Origin of the sequence: Bacillus sp. FSL R5-0576, assembly GCF_038004765.1 — a bacterium.
Taxonomy (GTDB): domain Bacteria; phylum Bacillota; class Bacilli; order Bacillales; family Bacillaceae; genus Bacillus; species Bacillus subtilis.
The window spans coordinates 943,233-965,566 of the sequence record NZ_JBBORU010000001.1; the positions used below are offsets into that span (position 1 = coordinate 943,233).

Annotated in this window: 23 protein-coding genes and 1 pseudogene; 12 read left to right on the top strand and 12 right to left on the bottom strand. The window is 44.6% G+C overall.

Translation table 11 applies throughout. The features are described from left to right. Nucleotides 1–108: 108 nt before the first annotated feature. Nucleotides 109–195 carry a sporulation protein YhzE2 gene (gene yhzE2, locus NX903_RS04830; protein ID WP_003155248.1) on the top strand — a complete coding sequence of 29 codons (87 nt, stop codon included), beginning with the start codon at nt 109–111 and terminating at the stop codon, nt 193–195. A gap of 51 nt (nt 196–246) precedes the next feature. Here the strand turns inward: yhzE2 and NX903_RS04835 are convergent, their stop codons facing one another. Then, complete coding sequence (locus NX903_RS04835) at nt 247–429, bottom strand: hypothetical protein (RefSeq protein ID WP_024571667.1); 183 nt, start codon at nt 427–429, stop codon at nt 247–249. A gap of 107 nt (nt 430–536) precedes the next feature. After that, on the bottom strand, nt 537–1,055 hold the full coding sequence (locus NX903_RS04840; protein WP_024571666.1) for a DUF3267 domain-containing protein: 519 nt from the start codon (nt 1,053–1,055) through the stop codon (nt 537–539). Between the two features lie 207 nt (nt 1,056–1,262). Between NX903_RS04840 and NX903_RS04845 the strand changes: the two genes are divergently transcribed. Beyond that, nucleotides 1,263–1,604, top strand: a complete 342-nt coding sequence (locus NX903_RS04845) for a YhaI family protein (protein WP_009966921.1) — start codon at nt 1,263–1,265, stop codon at nt 1,602–1,604. Here NX903_RS04845 and NX903_RS04850 read toward each other — a convergent pair. Next, on the bottom strand, nt 1,601–2,212 hold the full coding sequence (locus tag NX903_RS04850; protein WP_003239501.1) for an HTH-type transcriptional regulator Hpr: 612 nt from the start codon (nt 2,210–2,212) through the stop codon (nt 1,601–1,603). The two genes, NX903_RS04845 and NX903_RS04850, sit on opposite strands and share 4 nt — an antisense overlap. 177 nt (nt 2,213–2,389) lie before the next feature. After that, complete coding sequence (locus NX903_RS04855; protein WP_003245875.1) at nt 2,390–2,746, bottom strand: YtxH domain-containing protein; 357 nt, start codon at nt 2,744–2,746, stop codon at nt 2,390–2,392. Nucleotides 2,747–2,875: 129 nt separating this feature from the next. Between NX903_RS04855 and NX903_RS04860 the strand changes: the two genes are divergently transcribed. Beyond that, nucleotides 2,876–3,067 carry a hypothetical protein gene (locus NX903_RS04860; protein ID WP_024571664.1) on the top strand — a complete coding sequence of 64 codons (192 nt, stop codon included), beginning with the start codon at nt 2,876–2,878 and terminating at the stop codon, nt 3,065–3,067. Nucleotides 3,068–3,140: 73 nt separating this feature from the next. On the opposite strand, the gene trpP is transcribed toward NX903_RS04860, so the two are convergent. From trpP to NX903_RS04875, 3 genes are all read right to left on the bottom strand, one after another. Continuing rightward, nucleotides 3,141–3,659 carry a tryptophan transporter TrpP gene (trpP, locus tag NX903_RS04865; RefSeq protein ID WP_003233236.1) on the bottom strand — a complete coding sequence of 173 codons (519 nt, stop codon included), beginning with the start codon at nt 3,657–3,659 and terminating at the stop codon, nt 3,141–3,143. A 124-nt stretch (nt 3,660–3,783) separates the two neighbouring features. Further along, entirely contained in the window at nt 3,784–4,863 is a 1,080-nt protein-coding gene (gene serC, locus NX903_RS04870; RefSeq protein ID WP_024571663.1) for a 3-phosphoserine/phosphohydroxythreonine transaminase, read from the bottom strand. Nucleotides 4,864–5,009: 146 nt separating this feature from the next. After that, nucleotides 5,010–5,447 carry an HIT family protein gene (locus tag NX903_RS04875; protein WP_003233231.1) on the bottom strand — a complete coding sequence of 146 codons (438 nt, stop codon included), beginning with the start codon at nt 5,445–5,447 and terminating at the stop codon, nt 5,010–5,012. 484 nt (nt 5,448–5,931) lie between these two features. On the opposite strand from NX903_RS04875, the gene ecsA reads away from it, so the two are divergent. From ecsA to NX903_RS04890, 3 genes are read left to right on the top strand one after another with little or no spacing between them, the layout of a single operon-like run. Next, on the top strand, nt 5,932–6,675 hold the full coding sequence (gene ecsA, locus NX903_RS04880; RefSeq protein WP_017695370.1) for an ABC transporter ATP-binding protein EcsA: 744 nt from the start codon (nt 5,932–5,934) through the stop codon (nt 6,673–6,675). After that, nucleotides 6,668–7,894 carry an ABC transporter permease EcsB gene (gene ecsB, locus NX903_RS04885; protein ID WP_086343648.1) on the top strand — a complete coding sequence of 409 codons (1,227 nt, stop codon included), beginning with the start codon at nt 6,668–6,670 and terminating at the stop codon, nt 7,892–7,894. Before ecsA ends, ecsB begins: the two co-directional genes overlap by 8 nt. Nucleotides 7,895–7,913: 19 nt before the next feature. After that, a complete protein-coding gene (locus NX903_RS04890; protein WP_024571661.1) occupies nt 7,914–8,624 on the top strand; it encodes an EcsC family protein in 711 nt (236 codons plus the stop codon). 17 nt (nt 8,625–8,641) lie between these two features. Here NX903_RS04890 and sndC read toward each other — a convergent pair whose 3' ends face one another. The 4 genes and pseudogenes from sndC to hmoB all read right to left on the bottom strand — a co-directional run bounded on the left by sndC (nt 8,642) and on the right by hmoB (nt 12,224). After that, on the bottom strand, nt 8,642–9,832 hold the full coding sequence (gene sndC, locus NX903_RS04895) for an N-acetyl amino acid acetylase SndC (RefSeq protein WP_086343649.1): 1,191 nt from the start codon (nt 9,830–9,832) through the stop codon (nt 8,642–8,644). A 72-nt stretch (nt 9,833–9,904) separates the two neighbouring features. Next, complete coding sequence (locus NX903_RS04900) at nt 9,905–11,296, bottom strand: hypothetical protein (protein WP_086343650.1); 1,392 nt, start codon at nt 11,294–11,296, stop codon at nt 9,905–9,907. A gap of 65 nt (nt 11,297–11,361) precedes the next feature. Beyond that, nucleotides 11,362–11,679: pseudogene (locus NX903_RS04905) on the bottom strand (hypothetical protein). Nucleotides 11,680–11,723: 44 nt separating this feature from the next. Then, a complete protein-coding gene (gene hmoB / locus NX903_RS04910; protein ID WP_086343651.1) occupies nt 11,724–12,224 on the bottom strand; it encodes a heme-degrading oxygenase HmoB in 501 nt (166 codons plus the stop codon). 121 nt (nt 12,225–12,345) lie between these two features. Between hmoB and NX903_RS04915 the strand changes: the two genes are divergently transcribed. From NX903_RS04915 to NX903_RS04940, 6 genes are all read left to right on the top strand, one after another. Further along, complete coding sequence (locus NX903_RS04915; protein WP_086343652.1) at nt 12,346–14,490, top strand: transglycosylase domain-containing protein; 2,145 nt, start codon at nt 12,346–12,348, stop codon at nt 14,488–14,490. Between the two features lie 121 nt (nt 14,491–14,611). Continuing rightward, on the top strand, nt 14,612–15,673 hold the full coding sequence (gene hemE, locus NX903_RS04920) for a uroporphyrinogen decarboxylase (RefSeq protein ID WP_086343653.1): 1,062 nt from the start codon (nt 14,612–14,614) through the stop codon (nt 15,671–15,673). A gap of 71 nt (nt 15,674–15,744) precedes the next feature. After that, nucleotides 15,745–16,677: a ferrochelatase gene (gene hemH / locus NX903_RS04925; RefSeq protein WP_086343654.1), complete on the top strand. Its 933-nt coding sequence runs from the start codon at nt 15,745–15,747 to the stop codon at nt 16,675–16,677. Nucleotides 16,678–16,691: 14 nt separating this feature from the next. Next, a complete protein-coding gene (gene hemY / locus NX903_RS04930) occupies nt 16,692–18,104 on the top strand; it encodes a protoporphyrinogen oxidase (RefSeq protein ID WP_086343655.1) in 1,413 nt (470 codons plus the stop codon). Nucleotides 18,105–18,250: 146 nt separating this feature from the next. Continuing rightward, entirely contained in the window at nt 18,251–18,826 is a 576-nt protein-coding gene (locus tag NX903_RS04935) for a TetR/AcrR family transcriptional regulator (protein ID WP_014479348.1), read from the top strand. 70 nt (nt 18,827–18,896) lie between these two features. Then, nucleotides 18,897–21,224 carry a YhgE/Pip domain-containing protein gene (locus NX903_RS04940; RefSeq protein ID WP_144486589.1) on the top strand — a complete coding sequence of 776 codons (2,328 nt, stop codon included), beginning with the start codon at nt 18,897–18,899 and terminating at the stop codon, nt 21,222–21,224. Nucleotides 21,225–21,265: 41 nt separating this feature from the next. Here NX903_RS04940 and fabHB read toward each other — a convergent pair whose 3' ends face one another. After that, on the bottom strand, nt 21,266–22,243 hold the full coding sequence (fabHB, locus tag NX903_RS04945) for a beta-ketoacyl-ACP synthase III FabHB (RefSeq protein ID WP_086343657.1): 978 nt from the start codon (nt 22,241–22,243) through the stop codon (nt 21,266–21,268). Nucleotides 22,244–22,334: the final 91 nt, after the last annotated feature.

The window sequence follows — 22,334 nt, forward strand, 5'->3', positions numbered from 1 at the left end:
TTGCAACATAAGCGATCCTTTATTTTCACTAGCGCCTAATCGTTTCAAACATGAATTGCATAACATGTAATTGGTAAATAAAGCTTATTACAGGAGGTGCTTTTTAAGATGGGTGAAGTATTTGCAGGCGGATTCGCTTTATTGGTTGTGTTATTTATTTTATTGATTATCATCGGCGCTTCTTGGCTGTACTAATCAACATAAAAAGCATAGCTGCTTAATCAGCAGCTATGCTTTCTTTCGTATTTACACTGTAAAGGAGATCTCCACAAACGAAGAGATCAGTAAAATTAATATAGATACATTAATAAATCGGAATACCTTATCTTGCCGCTCTTCAGGAATCTCTCTGACAAGGCATAATGTATTGGTGAGCCTGTTTATGAAATATAAAATAAACACGGCAGCCACGATAAAATAGAATAAAATGATGGGAGATTCCCCCTCTCTCTGAACTGTCCCATATTACATTACCAAATATTTATTAAAAAAGATAGAATGCAAATTGAAAAATCGCCATCAGCACCAGGGTTTGACTACTTTTCAACAAGAATATCCAAGCCGTCTGCTTCCTGATCAATAAAAGCGGTTTTCGGTGCTTTTACCAGCTTGAGAGCCAGCAGGAAATCAGGCAGACAGTAGCCGGCGTGAATGCCCGAGATCATGCAGAAATAATGAGCATGATTCGGAAATGCCAGTGCTGCGTAAAACAATACCGGTGTAATTAGCAAGAACGGGCTTACTAGTGAAATGAGCATTGTTGTTTTTGGTATACGTTTCCATGTGCGCATGCGCAATATGTAAAACTTTTTTTCTATTTTTCTTTTTTTGCAGATGATTGGCAGGACATGGATGACTTTATGTACAAATAAAATAACGACGAGCAAACCGCCGAATAAAGATACATATTCATCGCTTAAGCTTGTGCCAGGCCGCAGCAGCTCAAAAGCTAAAAAGGTAGATATAAAAACCAAAATCATAAAACATACAGCAGTTAATATTATGCGAACGGCGCCATAATCCTTCATGAGATTTATGGTCTTCCAGCAATTCATCAAAGTCATCCTTCCATACATCTTGAATAGAATCTCAAAATAATTTACTCCTCCCAAGAGAAAAAATCAATGCTTTTTTAAGAAAAAATATCATCCGGCAGGTATTTTTTTGAAACAAGCAAACAAACTGCGAAATATGGGGTTAGAACTTTCTTCTCAGTGAATTATCAGCTAAAATAAGATTAAAGATAGAAAGAAGTGGTGTGGATGGATTCGATGGATCATCGCATTGAGCGATTAGAATATTACATACAATTATTAGTGAAAACAGTAGATATGGACAGGTACCCCTTCTATGCGCTTCTCATTGATAAAGGGCTGAGCAAGGAAGAAGGGGAAGCGGTTATGAGGATATGCGATGAATTGTCGGAAGAGCTGGCAACACAAAAAGCGCAAGGATTTGTAACCTTTGATAAGCTCCTTGCGCTTTTTGCCGGACAGCTGAATGAAAAATTAGATGTTCATGAAACGATTTTTGCCCTGTATGAGCAGGGGCTTTATCAAGAGCTGATGGAAGTCTTTATCGACATCATGAAGCATTTTGATTAACTGTTTACAGGTTCAAGCTCTTCAGCCGGTTCATCCGCCGCACTGTCCTTTGCTTTTTTCTTCAGTTTTCCGTTTACGCTTTCAAAGTCATTGTCAATATTGGTGAGTGACGTTTCGAAAATTTCCATAAAATCATCGCCGTAGATATGGCGTATCATACACATCATTTCTGCCACTTCAGGAAATTTTCCGAATAAATGATACAAAGGCTGTGACCCTTTAAAAACAGCGTTGCGTGTCGGATCAAATTCCTCAAGCAAGCTCCAGAATACCTCGGTACCTTCCTCAGTCAATTGGACATATGTGTTCCGTTTATCATTCAGCCGTTTGGAGAACCTTAAATATCCCCGTTCTTCCAGCTTTTTTGAAAAGTTGAATGCGGTTGATACGTGCATGACCCCGAACTTCGCGATTTCAGAAATGGAAGCTCCATTCAATTGATACGCAATCCATAAAATATGATGCTCATTAATATTCAGGTCATACGGTTTGAGCCATTGCTGCCAATCCTTCTCGATTGATTTCCAAAGAGCCTTGCTAAGCTGAGCCATTTTCTGGGTGAAGACTAGAGCTTCTTTCACATCATAGGGCGGTTCCACTCGATTCATTACGTCACCTGCTTCTCTTTTTCTTTTTCTCTATTATGCCAATAAAATAAAGATTAATAAAGATGAAAATGTAAGAATTTTTTAATAAATTCACAAACCATTGCGACGAAAGGGTTTTTCGGCCAAAAAAAATACGGGTCCAATTTTGGCCCGCATTTTTTTCTTTTGAATAGGATATTAGTTTTGTAAGGTTTTCTCCAGCTGTCTGATTTTCTCTTCGATATCGGCAATTTCTTTTTGCAGATCCTGCTGGTGAGGCTTGATCTCTTCCTGCCATTTTTTAATTGACGTTTGGAGCTCGCCGCCCACGTCTTTAATAACATCCGTGCTTTCTTTTGCCGCTTTGATCAGCTGGTCTTTTAATGCAAGCCCGTCTGACTTTAAGCGTTTGATTGTTTCTTCAAAAGAATCATAATTGGTTTTCATTTTTTCACGCAGCTGCTTTCCTGAGGAAGGTGCAGTAAGAAGAACCGCTGCTCCTCCGATGATGCCGCCTACGAATAGTCCTGTTAATAGAGAACGTCCGCTCGCCATTACAATCACCCCGTCTTTTTCTTCAAAATAGGATTCATTCAGCATTTTTCATTTTTGTTGAAATCCTGAACTTCTATACATAGCTTGCTTTATTTTAGCATATTTTTTAAGTGAAAAGGAGGGAGAAGGTTGTCTGTCTTTTTGATTGTATTATCCTGCATCACACTTGCCTTCGCTTCAGGCGCTGTTTACTATATCAGACTTCTCAGCCAGGCTGCTTCTTATCCGCCCAAGAGGGTTATCCGGCAGAAAGCGCTTGTTTGTTCAACCGGAACCGCCTTTACACTATGTCTTATCTTTTTCACAAAACTCCTCGCTTAAAACATGCTGACATGCTGCGGGCGCTCTGTTCAAAAAAACCTCTCCCGGAAGCGGAAGAGGTTTTGTGTGACAATTATTTAGCAGCTTCCATAAAGCTTGAACGCCTTAAAATGGTTTGCACAATCGGATAAATAATGATCATTGAGATTGTATTCAGCACAGCGGCCGGCAGAACAACAGCCGCGAACAATGCAGCGAAACCGCCAGGCAAACCGACGATCAATAAAGCTGACGATAGAAACACAATTCCTGATAAGATGGTCCCGATCACTGTCAGCACAGCGGCTGCACCTGTTTTTCGGCTCTTTCTGAACAAGAGAAACAGGGAGAAGAACAGAAACGCTGATACGGGTTTATCAATGATGTTAGGGATCTGTCCGGCTGGAAACGCGGTTGTAAGCGCGGAAATGATTCCGGTCACAATCCCGATGACGAGTACATTTTGCACCCGCGGGAACAGCAGAATGCCCATGAACATCATGATCAGCATCATATCTGGTTTCATGCCGCCTAAAAAGGGCGGAATAATGGAATGAAGCGCTGCGCCGATTGCGGCAAACAGAGCCATAATGACTAACTCTTTTGTTTTCATAACTATGCTCTCCTCTGCTAAGCTTTTTGCCCTCCAATAATATGCTCATCATTTATTGCGAAGGCTTTACAGAATGTATTATGCAAACAGTATACCAAACGGACGGTTTGCATAGCCAGACTTTTTACTCATTTTCCTGCTGGAATTTCTTCATGAACGCAGCTAATTTTTCACAGTCTTCGAGAGAGACCGCGTTATAAATAGAAGCGCGGCAGCCTCCAACCGAACGGTGTCCGCCAAGGCCGATCATCTTCGCATCTTTTGCTTTCTGGACGAATGTTTTCGTTAATTCGTCATCCCGAAGCGTGAAGGTGACATTCATGCGTGAGCGGCTGTCCTTTCTGGCATGTCCTTTATAGAAGCCGTTGCTTTCATCAATACAGCTGTAGAGAACCTGCGCTTTTTGTTCATTGCGCTGTTCAACAGCTTCCACACCGCCGTTTTCCTTGAGCCATTCCAGAACGAGGCTCAGCATATAAATCGCAAATGTCGGCGGAGTGTTGTAGAGTGAATCCGCTTTGACATGTGTGGAATATTTCAGGATTTTTGGGACGTTCGCATTTTCATTTTTCAGCCAGTTTTTTTTCATAATGACTACAGTCACGCCGGAAGGGCCGAGGTTCTTTTGGGCGCCTCCGTAGATCACATCAAATTTGGACACATCGATTTTTCTGCTTAAAATATCGCTGGACATGTCGGCTACGAGCGGAATAGGAGAATTCGGAAACTCCTGCCACTGAGTGCCGAAAATTGTATTGTTGGATGTGATATGTAAATATGCGCCGTCTTTTACATCCGTAAGGTCAACCTCAGGAATATAGCTGTAATTGTCTGTTTCACTTGTAGCGGTGATAGACGTGTTCCCGAACAATTTCGTTTCTGCCAGTGCTTTTTCAGACCAAGCGCCTGTCATGACAAAATGTGCGGTTTTTTCAGGTGTTAAAAAGTTCATCGGAAGCATTGAGAATTGAAGGCTTGCCCCGCCTTGAAGAAACAAGATATCGTAATCTTCCGGAATGCCCATCAGTTCGATTAAGAGGCTTTTCGCTTTTTGGTGCACCGCTTCATACTCTTTGCTGCGGTGGGAAAGCTCCATAACAGACATGCCGGATTCGTTAAAATCAATAAATTCTTTCTGTGCTTTTTGCAGAACTTCCAGTGGAAGCGCTGCAGGACCTGCGTTAAAATTCGTTGTACGTTCCATTATGATCTCTCCCTGTTTTCCACGTTAATGTATAAAATAATACAATTATCCTATCACAAAAATTCAGTTTTTTGATAAAAAATTAGAATTATCAAAAGAAATTGACGGATGTTTGCGAAATGTTCACAAAATAAAATAACCTCATCTTATGATGAGGCCAGGCGTTTTGCGATAGAGGAAGAGATGTTCTGCAGATCCTCCGGTTTATAATCATCAGCATGCGTTTTCCAAACCGCTCCGAATCCATCTCCTTTTCCGTAGCGAGGGATAATATGCATATGGTAGTGGAACACAGATTGTCCAGCTTTTTCGCCGTTATTGTTCAGCGTATTTAAGCCGATCGGTTCAAATTCATCCCGGATAGCGCGGGCGATTTTTGGAACAGCATGGAAATATTGTTTTGCTAATTCATCTGTAAATTCATATACATTCTCAATATGTGTTTTCGGAATGACAAGCGTATGGCCTTTTGTCACTTGGCTGATATCAAGAAAGGCAAGTACATGTTCATCTTCATACACCTTCGCGGATGGAATGTCGCCGGCAATAATTTTACAAAAGATACAATTCTCTGCACAATGCATGAGGGTTCCTCCTTATGAAATTGTTTAGTATGTATACATTCATCGTACCACAGAAATGCAGAAAATAGAAAACAGGATGAACGGCGAGCGTTCACCCTGAATGCAGAGGAAGAGCTTATATGAAGAAAATGTGTTATGCCTTTGGTAAGCACCTCATTTGTCAATAAAATGAAGACTTGTTTAATGCCTAACGATTCCTGCGATAAACACCTCATTTGACAATGCTTCATACATGAAGAATTCATCAATTCAGTGAAGAGAAATGGTTTGAGCATTGGACATGTTTATTTTCTATCCAACTGTTTCTAAGACGTCTTTGACAAACACCTCATTTTTCAGTTGATATGCTTTTCCTCTACAACTATTATGATGTCCAGAACCTGTCTCTTTATGACAGCAAATTCATCATTTGTTAAAAGGGAATTGTTTCAAATCAGGCCTTGTTTTTGGTACTATGAAGAAAAACACTATAAGGGGAGAAACTATGTCTCTGCTATCGGTAAAAGACTTGACCGGCGGATATACAAGGAATCCGGTTTTAAAAAGCGTATCATTCACCCTTGAACCGAATCAAATTGTCGGCTTAATCGGGCTGAATGGTGCTGGTAAAAGTACAACAATCAGACATATCATCGGGCTGATGGACCCGCATAAAGGTTCAATCGAATTAAACGGTAAAACGTTTGCTGAGGATCCGGAAGGCTACCGTTCACAATTTACCTATATACCTGAAACACCTGTTTTATACGAAGAATTGACGCTGATGGAGCATCTTGAACTAACAGCCATGGCATATGGACTGTCAAAAGAAACGATGGAGAAAAGGCTGCCTCCGCTTTTAAAGGAATTCCGAATGGAAAAGAGGCTGAAGTGGTTCCCGGCCCATTTTTCTAAAGGAATGAAGCAGAAGGTTATGATTATGTGCGCATTTTTGGCAGAGCCTGCGCTCTACATTATTGATGAGCCTTTTCTAGGGCTTGATCCGCTTGCCATTAACGCGCTGCTTGAACGGATGAATGAAGCGAAAAAAGGCGGGGCGAGCGTGCTGATGTCAACACACATTTTGGCAACGGCAGAACGCTATTGCGATTCGTTTATTATTTTACATAACGGCGAGGTGCGGGCGCGCGGCACGCTGTCAGAGCTCAGAGAGCAGTTTGGAATGAAGGACGCGGCGCTGGACGATTTGTATCTTGAGCTTACAAAGGAAGACGCTGGCCATGAATAATATGCTTGATATTTGGCAGTCGCGGCTGCAGGAGCATATCAAAGAAACAAGAACATACATGAAATATATGCTCAACGATCACCTCGTCATTGTTTTGATTTTTTTTCTAGCGGGCGCTGCAAGCTGGTACAGCAAATGGATACGGGACATTCCCGCTCACTTTCCGTCCTTTTGGGTGATGGCCGTGCTGTTTTCGCTCGTGTTGACAAGCTCTTATGTGCGAACGCTTTTGAAGGAGGCTGACCTTGTTTTCTTATTGCCTCTTGAAGCAAAAATGGAGCCTTACTTGAAGCAGGCGTTTGTCTACAGCTATGTGTCTCAGCTGTTTCCGCTTATTGCGCTGAGTATCGTTGCGATGCCGCTTTATTTCGAAGTCACACCGGGGGCTTCGCTCGTATCGTATGCCGCGGTCTTTGTCCAACTGTTGCTGCTGAAAGCGTGGAATCAGGTAATGGAATGGCGCATGACTTTCCAAAACGACCGCAGCATGAAACGGATGGATGTCATCATTCGCTTTGCGGCGAATACACTCGTTCTTTATTTTGTTTTCCAATCTGTTTATATGTATGCGCTTCTCGTCTATGTCATTATGGCTGTTCTTTATCTGTATATGTCTTCCGCAGCAAAACAAAAAACATTTAAATGGGAGAGCCATATTGAGTCCGAATTGAGACGAAAGCAGCGTTTCTATCGGATTGCCAACCTGTTTACTGATGTGCCGCATTTGCGAAAGCAAGCCAAACGCAGAGCTTATCTCGACTTTTTGCTGCGGCTCGTGCCGTTTGAACAGCGCAAAACATTTGCCTATATGTTCACCCGCGCCTTTTTGCGTTCGAGTGATTATTTGGGCATTCTTGTCAGATTAACGATCGTTTTCGCGCTGATCATTATGTATATCTCAGCCAGCCCGCTGATTGCCGCGGTTTTGACTGTGTTTGCCATTTTCATTACGGGCATTCAGCTTCTGCCGCTCTTCGGCCACTTTGACCATCTGGCGCTTCAAGAGCTGTACCCTGTGAAAAAAGAAACAAAGCTGAAAAGCTATTTCTCTCTATTAAAAACTGCACTTAGTATTCAAGCGATGCTGATGTCTGTTGCATCTGCCTATGCAGCCGGCTTGACCGGTTTTCTGTACGCGCTGATCGGTTCTGCCGTTCTGATTTTTGTTGTTTTGCCTGCTTATATGACAACCAGGCTGAAAAAGCACGGAAAGCTGTGAACTGAAAAGAGGTAATCAAATGACAGATAATCAGCTGCTGATGCAGGAAGCTTTGGAATGGAAAATGCATTTTTTGCGAAAGGATTCCATGTTTGAACGCTTTTCGAAGCGTGTCCAGACGAAGGTGAATGAACGGATTCCTGAAAAAATCCATACGGTCGTCACCGAGAGTGTGAGAAAAATGGTAGAAGCGACAATGGCCGGCTCCAATATCATCACTTATAAAAAGGATACAAGTGCACTGTCGCTCAGTGAAAAAAATGAATTGGCGAAAAAAACGATTGTTTCTTATCAGAAAGTGGCAGCTGCTGAGGGAGTCGGCACCGGAGCGGGCGGCATTTTTTTAGGCATTGCTGATTTTCCGCTGCTGCTTTCAATTAAGATGAAGTGTTTATTTACCTTGTCTTCCATTTACGGCTTTAATGTCAAGGATGCACAAGAAAGGATGTTTTTGCTGCTCGTGTTTCAGCTTGCGTTTTCGAGTGATGATGGCCGTAAATCGCTTTTTTCTGTCATCGAAAATTGGGAGACGGAGAAAAAGAGCATCGACTGGAGAGTGTTCCAGCAGGAATATCGCGATTATATCGACGTCGTGAAGCTTTTTCAGCTTTTGCCGGGCGTAGGAGCGGCAGTCGGCGGAATTGCCAATTATAAGCTGCTTGCTCAGCTTGGAGAAACGGCAAGACATGTTTTTCATCTGAGGATATTAAAGGAAACAGCCGGAGAATAAACACTCCGGCTGTTTTTTTATAGCTGATGATAGGTGATCGCAGCGCCGGCAAGGACCTTGGCCGCTGTCAGCATGGCTTTTTCGTTGATATCAAATTTCGGATGGTGGTGGGAATAAACTCGGTCTGGCTGTTCGGGAGCGGCACCTGTAAAGAAAAAAGTGCCTTTCACGTTTTGTAGGTAATAAGCAAAATCCTCGCCGCCCATTTGCGGTTCACCGTCAATGACCTGCTGAACGCCCTCGGTATTCTTTGCGGTGCTCACCAAGTGGCTCGTTTCTGCAGGATGGTTCACAACCGCCGGATAACCCTGTTCATAGGTGTACTCATAGGACGCGCCGTGCATGCTGCATATTCCTTTTACAACTGCTTCAATTTCTTTCTCCAGAATGTCCCGGACATTTTCATCAAAAGAACGCGCTGTGCCGATGAGTACTGCTTGGTCTGCGATGACATTAAACGGATTGTCGGCGATGAAGGAGCCTGTCGAAATGACGGCGGATTGAATCGGATTGACTTTGCGGCTGACAATGTGCTGCAAAGAGGTAACGATTTGAGAACCGATTAGGACGGCGTCTTTAGTATCATGCGGATGAGCGCCGTGGCCGCCCTTTCCGAAGACTTTAATCGTAAATCGGTCCGCCGCCGCCATTACGGCGCCGGGGCGGCAAAGAATAGTTCCGAGCGGCTCAGTTGCCCAAAGATGAGTGCCGAATATCACATCCGCGTTTTCGAGACAGCCGTCATCAATCATTGGCTTTGCGCCTCCCGGATAATATTCTTCTGCATGCTGGTGGATCATCACAAATGTTCCCTTCAGTTCATGTCTGTTTTGGTGAAGGACCTTGGCCACTGCGAGAAGAGCTGCGGTGTGGCCGTCGTGGCCGCATGCATGCATGACACCAGGCACTTTGGAGGCGTAAGGGACATCTTTTTCATCTTGAATGGGGAGAGCGTCAAAGTCGGCCCTCAAAGCGACTGTAGGGCTGGGTTCGCTTCCTTCTATATATGCTAAAACCCCTCTGCCGCCAACGTTTGTGCGGATTGGGACTCCTAACGATTCATAATAGGAAGCAATAAATGCGGCGGTTTTTTCTTCTTGAAATGAGAGCTCAGGATACATATGAAAATGGCGCCTGATCTCAACCATTTCTTCAAAACAGCCCTCGAGCTGTTTGTTTATCTCTTTCTGCAGTGTGGATATGGACAAAGCCGCTTCCCCCTTTTCTATGCTTTTCCATGATTGTATAGAAAAAGTCTGAATATTTCAACTCATGCTGTTTCAAAGCATCATCACAGCTGCGAGGGTTGTCACCAAAAGGCCAATCGCGACGGGAATGAAGTTTTTTCTGGCAAGCTCAAAAGGATCAACTTTGCAAATGGCCGCGGCGGGAATCAACGCCCATGGGACCAGTGTGCCTCCGCCCACCCAGATGGCAGAGATTTGTCCGAGCGCGGTCAGAACGGCGGGATCGGCATGGAGAGCGGACGAAAAGAGCTTTGCGATGGAGCCGGCGAGAGAAATGCCAGAAAATCCTGAGCCGTCAAGGCCTGTTATGGCTCCAGCGGCAGTTAATGCAGCGGTGGCAAGCTCCTTTGACATAGGCATCATATGGGATAAAGCAATGCCGAGATCGTTGACAATGCCGTGGGAACCTTTAGGGAGTGAAGTGCCCAGTATGCTCTCATAGCCTGAGTCGCCAAGATAAAAGAAAGCGGCAATCGGGATGACGGGGCCGAAAACCTTAAAACCGAACTTAAATCCGTCAATAAAATAGCCGGTGATTTTTTCAAGCCCTTTATGCTTATACACGAAAAAATGAACGGTAAGGAGGATACAGATTGCAGACCCGCCAATTAACGCGGTGGCATCATTTCCTTGTAGGTTAAACAAGAGCATGCAGGCAATATCTGCAAGAAAGGCAAGCGGAATCAAAAAAGCCAGTATGGACCGCAGGCGTTTTGGCAAGTACAGCGAGTTGTCTTGTTCACCGGAAAGAACGGGGGAAAAAGAAGCTGGAGGCTCCTGTTTTTTGCGTTCGCGCTGAATCATGATAAAGGCAGCGGTTGTTGTTGTCACACCCATAATCAGCACAAGCGGAATGCTGGCCGAGACGACATCACCGACTGGAATGCCTGCTGCATCCGCAGTCAGCTTTGGCGCCGCTTGAATGACAAAGTCTCCTGACAGGGCAAAACCGTGTCCGAATAAGTTCATGGCCATAGCCGCGGCAAGAGGCGTCAAACCGGCACGTGCGGCTGCGGGGAGCAGGACGGCGCCGATCAAAGCGACACCTGGAGAAGGCCAGAAGAAGAGAGAAATGGCGAACATCAGGCCTCCAATCAGCCAATAGGCAGTCACAGGCCCTCTCACAAGGCTTGCAAAGGGAGAAATCATCGCTTCATTTATCCCTGTTTTTGTTAACAAATCACTCATCGAAACGATAAAGCAAATGATGAAAATCGTGGGCAGCAGTTCGCCGGCCGCATAGATAAAGCTGTGGAATAAACTGCTGACAGAAGCTGAAAGTGAATGGCTGGCCCATAGCGATATGATAAAAATGCCGAATAGAGAAATAAATGTCGTGTCTTTTCTCAGCAGCATAAATAGGATAATTGCTCCGATAAAAAACACATACAGAACATGGACAGACAAAATCCCGACTTCCATCATCGATCACTCCTTCCGCTTACAGATTATTCATAGGCGGGCGGAAGGTGCCGGGACAGAGGGGAGGGTTATGATGGAAGATGAACATTGATCTGTTTCAGCTGCTCAATCAGATGATGCCTTAATACTCTATTCGCTTTTTGCAGATGTTTTGGGAAGCATTCAGGAGAAAAAATGATGCACAATTCAGCAAACCAGTTTTTTCTATAGGCGATGATGCTTTCCGATGGTTCTAAATATGAACCATCCTCGTGCTGCATCTCGTAATCAGCAAATTCGAACTGAAAACCGCAGCACGGGCAGATTTCATGAGAATGATTGCCTTCATGATCATATGGCGGTTCAGCCAATCCCTTAAACCCGCAGACTGGGCAAGTATGCTTCATTTTGCTTTCCTCCCAATAAAATAAGCTGCCGGACATGCCGGCAGCTATTCGACAGCGAAATATGTGGTGACATAGGAAGGCCGGGAGAAGATCGACGTTGTGTCAATTCCGGCAGATGTATCGCGTTTTTTGTGGGCTTCTTTGTAAGAACCGGACTGCTGCCAGTCTTGAAAGGCGCTTTCCGTTTCCCACAAGGTCAGAATGACATAGGTGTCACTGTCAAGCGGACGGAGCACTCGAATTGCTTCAAAGCCAGGCTCATTTTCGACTTTTCCCGCTCTGTTTTTAAATCTGTTTTCAAACAGCGGACGCCCTTCCTGAGTGACGGCAATATTGTTCAATACTGCAAAACCGGGATGCTTGATCTCTCCGACTTGGTCAATGACTTCATAAGCGTGTGGTGCCTGGAAAACGGTTTCTCCGTTTGTTTCATGAATCAAAATGGCGTTTTCCTGCCCCTGCATCAAAAGGATATTTTCTGAGGGATACTTTTCTACGATTGTTTTTAAAAAATCGGCTGTCCCATATGTAATATAAACCTTCATATCAGCCACCTCCTGCTTGCTAGTATATCAAAACAATGGTATAAGTTTCTATTGGCGAGTGCTTCGAACATAATTCCAAACAATTTTTCCCATACTACCTTTAGAAAGGCGAGGTGAGTTCATGTTTAAGATAAAGAAAAAGAAACTTTTTATACCTATCATTATTTTAGTGTTAACTGCTTTTCTCGCTTTAATAGGATATATTTCAATTATTTTTCTCGGCCATTATGTCATAGATGAAAAAAAGCTTATTCTTCATGCTTCTTCAAAAATTGTTGATCAAAACGGAGATGAGGTTGCAAGCCTGTATACAGAAAATCGCGAGCCGGTCTCGATCAATGAGATTCCAAAGCAGGTCAGAGAAGCGTTTATCGCTGTTGAGGATAAAAGATTCTATGAGCATCACGGCATTGATGCAAAATCTGTCGGAAGGGCAGTGTATCGCGATATATTAGCAGGCGGAAAGGTGGAAGGCGGAAGCACAATCACCCAGCAGCTTGCCAAAAATATTTTTCTGACACATGACAAAACGTTTCTAAGAAAAACAAAAGAAGTGATCATTGCGATTAATCTTGAACGGGATTACAGCAAGGACAAGCTGCTTGAAATGTATTTAAACCAGCTTTACTTCGGACATGGGGTTTACGGCATACAAGCGGCGTCCCACTATTATTTTAATAAAGAAGTAAAAGATTTGACTGTATCTGAAGGCGCTGTTTTGGCCGCTATTCCGAAGGCGCCTTCTACGTACTCTCCGATTTTGCATCCTGATAAAAATAAGGAGCGGCGTGATACAATTCTAGGTATGATGAATGACCAAGGCTATATTAGTGCGAAAGAGGCTGTCACCGCGCAGGGCCGGACGCTTGGATTGCACGTGAAGAAACAGTCGGAAACACCTTGGTTTGACAGCTACATTGACCTTGTGATCAAAGAGGCGGAAGACAAGTATTCCATTTCCGGAGAGCAGCTTCTTCAAGGAGGATATACGATCAAGGTGCCGCTCGATTCGAAGCTGCAGAAGACGGCTTACCAGGTGATGAAAGAGGGAAGCTATTATCCCGGAACAGATCAGAATGCCGAGGGAAGCGCGGTCTTTATTAATAACAAGACAGGCGGTGTAGAAGCGGCCATCGGCGGAAGGGATTACACATCCAAAGGATATAACCGTGTCACAGCTGTCCGCCAGCCGGGTTCCACATTTAAGCCGCTTGCCGTATACGGACCGGCGATGCAGGAAAAGAAATTTAAGCCGTATTCTCTATTGAAGGATGAGTTGCAGTCCTACGGAGATTATACGCCGAAAAACTACGACAGCCGGTATGAGGGCGAAGTCACTATGTCTGACGCCATTACGTACAGCAAAAACGCGCCGGCTGTCTGGACGCTGAATGAGATCGGCGTTGAAACAGGAAAATCTTATTTGAAAGCAAACGGCATTGATATCCCTGATGAAGGCCTTGCTCTTGCTCTAGGCGGCTTGGAAAAAGGCGTTTCACCGCTCCAGCTTGCGGGAGCATTTCATACATTTGCCGCGAACGGAACGTATACTGAACCCTTCTTTATCTCAAGCATAATAGATGAAGACGGAGAAACAATAGCCGATCATAAAGAAGAAGGAAAGCGGGTATTCAGCAAGCAGACGTCTTGGTATATGACGAGAATGCTGCAGCAGGTAGTCAAAAAGGGAACGGCTACGTCCGGCACCTATCACGGCGACCTGGCGGGAAAAACAGGTTCTACATCTTATACAGGCGTCTCCGGCGCGACAAAGGACGCCTGGTTTGCAGGCTATACGCCGAAAATAACCGGGGCAGTCTGGATGGGCTATGACAAAACGGATCAAAGCCATTATTTGAAAGCCGGGAGCTCATACCCGACGCGGCTGTTTAAGGATATTTTGACACAGGCAGGAGAAACCGGTCATGTGTTCACAAAGCCTAAAAACGTTAAAGAACTGGAAAGCCCGATTGAGCTGAAGCCGGTCAAAACACTCACAGCCGATTACACATTTAAAGCAGCGGGGCTCTTTACTATTGAATTAAAGTGGGACGCTCAAGAGGATGATCGGGCCGTATACAGAATTTATGTAAACAAGGACGGCAAGGAGACGCTTCTTGATTCGGTTGAAGGGAAGGGAAGCTATGAAATTCCTTATGCCAACTTATTTTCGGGCGCGTCTTATAAAATTGTGCCTTATAATACACAGACAAAAAGAGAAGGGGAAGGAACCGATTACGTTCAGCCAAAATTGTTTTCCTCTTAATGGAATTCGGCGATTTTTTGAACTTTGAGCTACATTTCTATACCATTTGCCTAAAACAAGGTATAGTGTAATAAGTCAAGAAATACGAACGTATGGTTGCCGTATGAAAGGTGGAAATCAGATGAGTAAACGAGAAACGTTTAACGAGACGTTTTTAAAAGCTGCGCGGGGAGAAAAAGCGGATCACACGCCTGTGTGGTATATGAGGCAAGCAGGGCGCTCACAGCCGGAATACCGCAAGCTGAAGGAAAAGTACGGATTGTTTGAGATCACACATCAGCCCGAACTTTGTGCGTATGTCACAAGACTGCCGGTTGAGCAATACGGAGTCGATGCTGCAATCCTTTATAAAGATATCATGACGCCGCTGCCGTCAATCGGTGTGGATGTTGAAATCAAAAACGGGATCGGTCCTGTGATTGATCAGCCAATCCGGTCTCTGGCGGACATTGAAAAACTCGGCCAAATTGATCCGGAACAGGACGTGCCGTACGTGCTTGAGACAATTAAACTGCTTGTCAATGAGCAGCTGAACGTCCCGCTCATCGGTTTCTCAGGTGCTCCTTTTACGCTTGCAAGCTATATGATCGAAGGCGGCCCGTCGAAAAACTACAATAAAACAAAAGCCTTCATGTACAGCATGCCGGATGCATGGAATCTGCTGATGTCCAAGCTTGCCGACATGATCATCGTGTACGTGAAAGCGCAGATTAAGGCAGGCGCAAAAGCGATTCAAATCTTTGATTCGTGGGTCGGCGCATTGAATCAGGCAGATTACAGAACATACATTAAACCCGTAATGAACCGGATTTTTTCAGAGCTCGCAAAGGAGAATGTGCCGCTGATCATGTTTGGCGTCGGCGCGAGTCATCTCGCAAATGATTGGCATGACCTTCCTCTCGATGTTGTCGGGCTTGACTGGAGACTCGGCATTGATGAAGCCAGATCAAAAGGAATCACTAAAACAGTGCAGGGCAACCTGGACCCGTCCATTTTGCTTGCGCCATGGGAAGTCATTGAGAAGAAAACGAAGGAAATACTTGATCAGGGTATGAAATCAGACGGCTTCATTTTCAATCTTGGCCATGGGGTATTTCCTGATGTCAGTCCCGAGGTTTTGAAAAAACTGACAGCGTTTGTCCATGAATATTCACAAAACAAAAAAATGGGTCAATATTCCTAAGCATATCTTTTGGTATCTTAATGATATCCTGTCAAAATGTTTGTATCAGATCATTAAAGAGGGTGTAAACAGTGAGTAGAAAGAAAATGGGGCTTCTCGTTATGGCGTACGGCACGCCTTATAAGGAAGAAGATATTGAACGTTATTATACACATATCAGAAGAGGCAGAAAGCCTGAACCTGAAATGCTTCAAGATTTGAAAGACAGATACGAAGCGATTGGCGGCATTTCACCGCTTGCCAAAATCACAGAAGAGCAGGCGCATAATCTGGAACAGCACTTGAATGAAATTCAGGATGAGATTACGTTTAAAGCGTATATCGGACTGAAGCATATCGAGCCGTTTATTGAAGACGCCGTAGCAGAGATGCATAAGGATGGCATTACAGAAGCAGTCAGCATCGTGCTGGCGCCGCATTTCTCCACGTTCAGCGTTCAGTCCTACAACAAACGTGCCAAAGAAGAGGCTGAAAAACTTGGCGGCTTAACGATTACGTCAGTTGAAAGCTGGTACGATGAACCGAAGTTCGTGACATATTGGGTTGACCGAGTGAAGGAAACATATGCGTCAATGCCTGAGGATGAAAGAGAAAACGCGATGCTCATCGTATCCGCACACAGCCTGCCGGAAAAAATCAAAGAATTTGGAGACCCGTACCCGGACCAGCTGCATGAATCGGCGAAATTGATTGCTGAAGGCGCAGGCGTTTCCGAATATGCTGTCGGCTGGCAAAGTGAAGGGAACACGCCTGATCCTTGGCTCGGACCCGATGTTCAGGATTTAACACGTGATTTATTCGAACAAAAAGGCTATCAAGCATTTGTATATGTTCCTGTTGGATTTGTCGCGGATCACTTAGAAGTGCTTTATGATAATGATTATGAATGCAAAGTGGTTACTGCCGATATCGGCGCAAGCTATTACCGGCCGGAAATGCCAAATGCCAAGCCTGAATTTATTGATGCTTTGGCAACAGTCGTATTAAAAAAATTAGGACGTTAAAGAAGGCGATGAACATGAGTGACGGCAAAAAACATGTAGTCATCATCGGCGGCGGCATTACCGGTTTAGCCGCCGCCTTCTATATGGAAAAAGAAATCAAAGAAAAGAATCTGCCGCTTGAGCTGACACTTGTTGAGGCAAGTCCGAGAGTCGGCGGGAAAATCCAGACTGTCAAGAAAGACGGCTATATCATCGAAAGAGGGCCAGACTCATTTCTGGAACGAAAGAAAAGCGCCCCGCAGCTTGTTAAAGACTTAGGTCTTGAGCATTTGCTTGTCAACAATGCGACCGGACAATCCTATGTGCTTGTAAACCGCACCCTGCATCCAATGCCGAAGGGCGCTGTAATGGGGATACCGACAAAAATTGCGCCGTTTGTTTCTACGGGTCTGTTTTCTTTGTCTGGGAAGGCGAGAGCTGCTATGGATTTCATCCTGCCTGCAAGCAAAACAAAGGATGATCAGTCATTGGGAGAATTCTTCCGCAGACGTGTCGGAGATGAAGTGGTCGAGAACTTAATCGAGCCGCTTCTATCAGGGATCTACGCAGGCGACATTGACAAGCTCAGCCTGATGTCGACATTCCCGCAATTTTACCAGACGGAACAAAAGCATAGAAGCCTGATTCTCGGCATGAAAAAAACAAGGCCTCAAGGCTCAGGCCAGCAGCTGACGGCAAAAAAACAAGGGCAGTTCCAGACTCTGTCAACCGGTTTGCAGACCCTTGTAGAAGAGATCGAAAAGCAGTTAAAGCTGACGAAGGTGTATAAAGGCACAAAAGTGACCAAACTCAGCCGTGGCGGCTCTGGCTATTCGCTCGAACTGGATAACGGCGTCACACTTGATGCTGATTCAGTAATTGTGACTGCTCCGCATAAAGCGGCTGCGGGAATGCTTTCTGAGCTTCCTGCCATTTCTCATTTGAAAAATATGCACTCCACATCCGTGGCAAACGTCGCTTTAGGTTTCCCTGAAGGCTCCGTCCAAATGGAGCATGAGGGCACGGGTTTTGTCATTTCAAGAAACAGTGACTTTGCGATCACAGCCTGTACGTGGACGAATAAAAAATGGCCGCACGCAGCGCCGGAAGGCAAAACGCTGCTTCGGGCATATGTTGGAAAAGCCGGAGACGAATCCATTGTCGATCTATCAGATAATGACATTATCAACATTGTGTTAGAAGACTTAAAGAAAGTCATGAACATAAACGGCGTGCCGGAAATGACATGTGTCACCCGATGGCATGAAAGCATGCCGCAGTACCATGTCGGCCATAAGCAGCGTATCAAGGAGCTGCGTGAAGCACTTGCATCTGCATATCCAGGTGTTTATATGACAGGCGCTTCTTTCGAAGGTGTCGGCATTCCCGACTGCATTGATCAAGGAAAAGCTGCCGTGTCTGACGCGCTTACCTATTTATTCAGCTAAAACCTCCGCTTTATCGCGGAGGTTTTTTTGATGTGCAATGGCAATATTGTGTAAAAAAATGATTGAATTGAACAGCAGGTTATGATACATTTGCATATGTACTTAATGACTAAAATGTTCAAACGGTCAGTTTCGAGGTGAATACAATGTCAATAGATCGAAAAAAGCTCATTTTGGAGGCGGCTACAAAGTCTTTCACGCAGTTCGGGTATAAAGCGACGACAATGGATCTTGTCGCAAAACTTGCGAACGTGGGGAAGGGAACCATTTATACTTTTTTCAAAAACAAAGAAGAGCTGTTTGACGAGATTTTCACTACTTTATTAAAGGAAATGAAGCAAAAAGCGGATGAAGCGATGGAGCCGAACCTTCCGTTCCATGAAAATGTGCACAGAGCGCTGTTTGCCATTCTGGAGTTCAGGAAAACACATCAGCTGACGATTAAAATTTTCCAAGAGAATGCCGAGATTGGTACAATGGCAGTTCAGGAAGTGATCCAGAAAATGGAGCGAGCCATACTGTCTTATATCAAAAGCAAGATTGAAGACGGGATCAAAAGCGGCGCAATCAAGCCGTGCGACCCTGAACTGACAGCCTTTGTGATGCTGAAGCTTTATATCGCGCTCATTTTTGACTGGGAAAAACAACACCCCCCGCTTGATAAAGAGACAATTGCGGGACTGCTTGAATTGTATGTTGTCAAAGGATTGTCAGCGAACTAGATAATCCTTTCTCTTTGCAAGAAAATGACCATTTTTCATGATGAGTCAGTTTTAGAATGGAGGCATCAGGATGAACACAATACGAAGTCAGTGGAAAGACATCGTAACAAGTAAAAAATTATTGATTCCCATCATCGCCATTTTGTTTGTCCCGCTTATTTACAGCGGCGTATTCTTAAAGGCTTATTGGGACCCGTACGGCACAGTTGACCAGCTGCCTGTCGTTGTCGTCAACCAAGACAAGGGAGCAACGTATGAAGGAGAAAAACTTCAAATCGGTGATGATCTGGTCAAAGAATTAAAGGATAATAACAACTTTGATTGGCATTTTTCCAATGATCTCGACCAATCGTTAAAGGACTTATTGAATCAAAAATATTATTTAGTTGTCGAGATTCCTGAGGATTTTTCTAAGAATGCCAGCACTGTATTAGACAAAAATCCGAAAAAATTGGATCTGAAATACCACACAAATGCAGGTTCTAACTATGTAGGGGCAACGATCGGCGAAAAAGCGATTGATAAACTGAAAGCCTCTGTTTCAAAAGAAGTGACCGAGCAATATACGAAAGTTATTTTTGATAACTTTAAAGATATCGCAAAAGGTTTGAGCGACGCGAGCAGCGGCGCGAAAAAAATTGATGACGGCACAAAGGATGCGAAAAACGGAAGCGCCCAGCTGAAAGAAAATCTGGCGAAGCTGAAGGAAAGCACCGCTACCATCAGTGACAAAACAGCGCAGCTTGCAGATGGAGCGGCTCAGGTGACGAGCGGCATCCAATCGCTTGACAGCTCGCTCGGTAAATTCCAGGACAGCAGCAACCAGATTTATGATAAATCTGGCCAGCTTGCAGCAGGATCAGGCAAGATAACGGGCAAGCTGAATGAACTGAATGCCGGCCTTCAAAAGGTGCAGCAGGGCTTGCCTAATCTGACAAACGGGCTGGATCAGCTCAACAGTAAAGCGCAAGAAGGTTCTGAGAAAGCAGCAAAAGCGGAAAAACTTATAAATGCGCTCGATTTAACGAAGCTTGAAACAGCTGTGAATAACCTCGAAAAGTCAGAAACAGCGATGAATGAATTTAAAAAACAGCTGTCTGACTTTGAAAACAGCTTAAAAAACCGTGATCAGGCATTTAAAAATATCATCAACTCCAGTGATTTCTTAACAGCGGAGCAAAAGAGCCAGCTGATCAGCTCTGTTGAAAAGCAGCTTCCGAAAGTTGATGCGCCTGATTTTGATGAAATTTTAAGTGGGCTTCCTGCAGCTGATCAGCTGCCTGACATCGCAACGATAAAAAGCTCATTGGAAGACGTGAAAGCGCAGGTTGCCCAGGTGAAGGCATTGCCGGAAGCTACCTCTAAGCTTTATAACGGTGCAAAAGCCACTCAAGACGCGATTGACAAATTAACTGCTGGATCTGAGAAGATATACAATGGTTCACAGCAGCTGACAGAAAACCAAAATAAACTGACAGCGGGTATCGGTGAATATAATAAGCAGTTCGCAAAAGCAAAAGCGGGCTCAGAGCAATTGGTGACAGGAAGCAGCCAAGTATCCGGCGGATTGTTTAAGCTGTTAGACGGGTCTAAACAGGTCCAAAGCGGATCATCAAAACTGGCAGACGGATCTGCATCACTTGATACAGGTTTAGGCAAGCTATTGGACGGCACAGGAGAGCTGTCTAGTAAGCTGAAGGATGCGGCTGACCAAACAGGAGATATCGATGCTGATGATCAAACATATGGCATGTTTGCGGATCCAGTTAAAACCAAAGATGATGCCATTCATTCCGTTCCTAACTACGGTACAGGGCTGACACCTTATATCCTGTCAATGGGCTTATATGTCGGCGGCATCATGCTGACGGTTGTCTTCCCGCTGAAGGAAGCGTCGGGACGTCCGAGAAACGGTTTTGAGTGGTTCTTCAGCAAATTCAATGTCATGATGCTTGTAGGAATCATTCAATCATTGATTGTGGCGACGGTTCTTCTATTGGGAATTGGTCTCGAGGTAGAGAGCACGTGGAGATTTTACGTGTTTACGATCATTACGAGTCTAGCTTTTCTAGCGATAATTCAATTTTTGGCTACAACGATGGGCAACCCGGGACGATTTATCGCAGTCATTATTTTAGTGCTGCAGCTGGGAGCGAGCGGAGGAACCTTCCCGCTTGAATTGCTTCCGCATTTCTATCAGGTCATCCATGGCGCATTGCCGATGACCTACAGCATTAACGGATTCAGAGCAGTCATTTCAAACGGTGACTTTGGCTACATGTGGCAGATGGCCGGCGTCTTAATCGGCATCGCCCTCGTCATGATTGCACTAAGCATTACTTACTTTACAATGTTAAGCCGGAAGGAAGAAACATCAGAAGAACAGCCGGCTTCATAAAGAAAAAGAACTTGTTTCCTTGGAAACAAGTTCTTTTTTTGTTACATTCCCCATTTAATAAGCAATCCTGTATAGGTTAATCCGCCGCCAAACCCGAAAAGCAAAACGATTTGATCTTTTTTCAGCTTCCCGGCTTTCACTGCGAGATCAAGCGCCAAAACAATTGAAACCGAAGATGTGTTTCCGTAGTGCTCAACACTAGTGAGCGTTTTTTCAATCGGGAACGGTGTTTTTTCACAAATTGACTCGATCATGCGCAAGTTCGCGCTGTGAGGAACAAACCAATCGAGATCATCAGAGCTGAGTCCTACTTTATGTAAAAGCCGTTCAAATTCGCCAGGGACAGTTCTTGCGGCCCATTTATATACCTCGCGTCCATTTTGCACCATTTTTCCAGAACCGACAAGCTGCACACCGTTTATTTCATTTCGCAGTCCGGCACGATACAAAATATCGCCGCCGTTCCCGCTTGTTCCTTGTACAGACGCAAGAAATCCCGGCGTTTCTTCATCTCGTTCTACTAACAGCGCACCCGCGGCATCGCCGAACAGTACGCATGTCGTTCGATCGGTATAATCGGTTACCTTTGATAACGTCTCTCCGGCGATGACGAGAATTTTTTGATGAAGGCCAGATGTGATCAATCCATTTGCCAAATGGAGGCCGTATGTCAGCCCGGCGCATGTCGCATTAATATCCAGCGCGCCGGTGCTTTCCCAGCCGAAATATTCCTGTACGCGGCATGCCGTACTCGGAAAGGCGTAATCGGATGTGGTTGTGGCAACGAGGATCATATCGACATCATCAAGTGTTCCTTTATAACGGCTCTTGAGATTCTTCACCGCTTCGATGCATAAATCAGAGGTAAATTGATGTTCATCCGCAATCCGGCGTTCTCTCATTCCTGTGCGCTGAACGATCCATTCATCAGAGGTATCAACGATCTTTTCTAAATCTGCATTGGTTAAGCGTCTGCTCGGCGCATAGGTGCCGATAGCTGTAATTTTTGCTTTTGACATATGAATCACTCCTTATGGTCAGATTATAACACTAGATATTAGTATCTGGTACTAAAAAGAAGGTTTTTTTACAAAAAAAGAGAAGTGTAGA

Coding starts and splice junctions, on each gene's coding strand:
- yhzE2 (WP_003155248.1), top strand. CDS start 109: ATGGGTGAAGTATTTGCAGGCGGATTCGCTTTATTGGTTGTGTTATTT.
- NX903_RS04840 (WP_024571666.1), bottom strand. CDS start 1,055: ATGAATTGCTGGAAGACCATAAATCTCATGAAGGATTATGGCGCCGTT.
- NX903_RS04845 (WP_009966921.1), top strand. CDS start 1,263: ATGGATTCGATGGATCATCGCATTGAGCGATTAGAATATTACATACAA.
- NX903_RS04850 (WP_003239501.1), bottom strand. CDS start 2,212: ATGAATCGAGTGGAACCGCCCTATGATGTGAAAGAAGCTCTAGTCTTC.
- NX903_RS04855 (WP_003245875.1), bottom strand. CDS start 2,746: ATGGCGAGCGGACGTTCTCTATTAACAGGACTATTCGTAGGCGGCATC.
- trpP (WP_003233236.1), bottom strand. CDS start 3,659: ATGAAAACAAAAGAGTTAGTCATTATGGCTCTGTTTGCCGCAATCGGC.
- serC (WP_024571663.1), bottom strand. CDS start 4,863: ATGGAACGTACAACGAATTTTAACGCAGGTCCTGCAGCGCTTCCACTG.
- NX903_RS04875 (WP_003233231.1), bottom strand. CDS start 5,447: ATGCATTGTGCAGAGAATTGTATCTTTTGTAAAATTATTGCCGGCGAC.
- ecsA (WP_017695370.1), top strand. CDS start 5,932: ATGTCTCTGCTATCGGTAAAAGACTTGACCGGCGGATATACAAGGAAT.
- ecsB (WP_086343648.1), top strand. CDS start 6,668: ATGAATAATATGCTTGATATTTGGCAGTCGCGGCTGCAGGAGCATATC.
- NX903_RS04890 (WP_024571661.1), top strand. CDS start 7,914: ATGACAGATAATCAGCTGCTGATGCAGGAAGCTTTGGAATGGAAAATG.
- NX903_RS04900 (WP_086343650.1), bottom strand. CDS start 11,296: ATGATGGAAGTCGGGATTTTGTCTGTCCATGTTCTGTATGTGTTTTTT.
- hmoB (WP_086343651.1), bottom strand. CDS start 12,224: ATGAAGGTTTATATTACATATGGGACAGCCGATTTTTTAAAAACAATC.
- NX903_RS04915 (WP_086343652.1), top strand. CDS start 12,346: ATGTTTAAGATAAAGAAAAAGAAACTTTTTATACCTATCATTATTTTA.
- hemE (WP_086343653.1), top strand. CDS start 14,612: ATGAGTAAACGAGAAACGTTTAACGAGACGTTTTTAAAAGCTGCGCGG.
- hemY (WP_086343655.1), top strand. CDS start 16,692: ATGAGTGACGGCAAAAAACATGTAGTCATCATCGGCGGCGGCATTACC.
- NX903_RS04935 (WP_014479348.1), top strand. CDS start 18,251: ATGTCAATAGATCGAAAAAAGCTCATTTTGGAGGCGGCTACAAAGTCT.
- NX903_RS04940 (WP_144486589.1), top strand. CDS start 18,897: ATGAACACAATACGAAGTCAGTGGAAAGACATCGTAACAAGTAAAAAA.
- fabHB (WP_086343657.1), bottom strand. CDS start 22,243: ATGTCAAAAGCAAAAATTACAGCTATCGGCACCTATGCGCCGAGCAGA.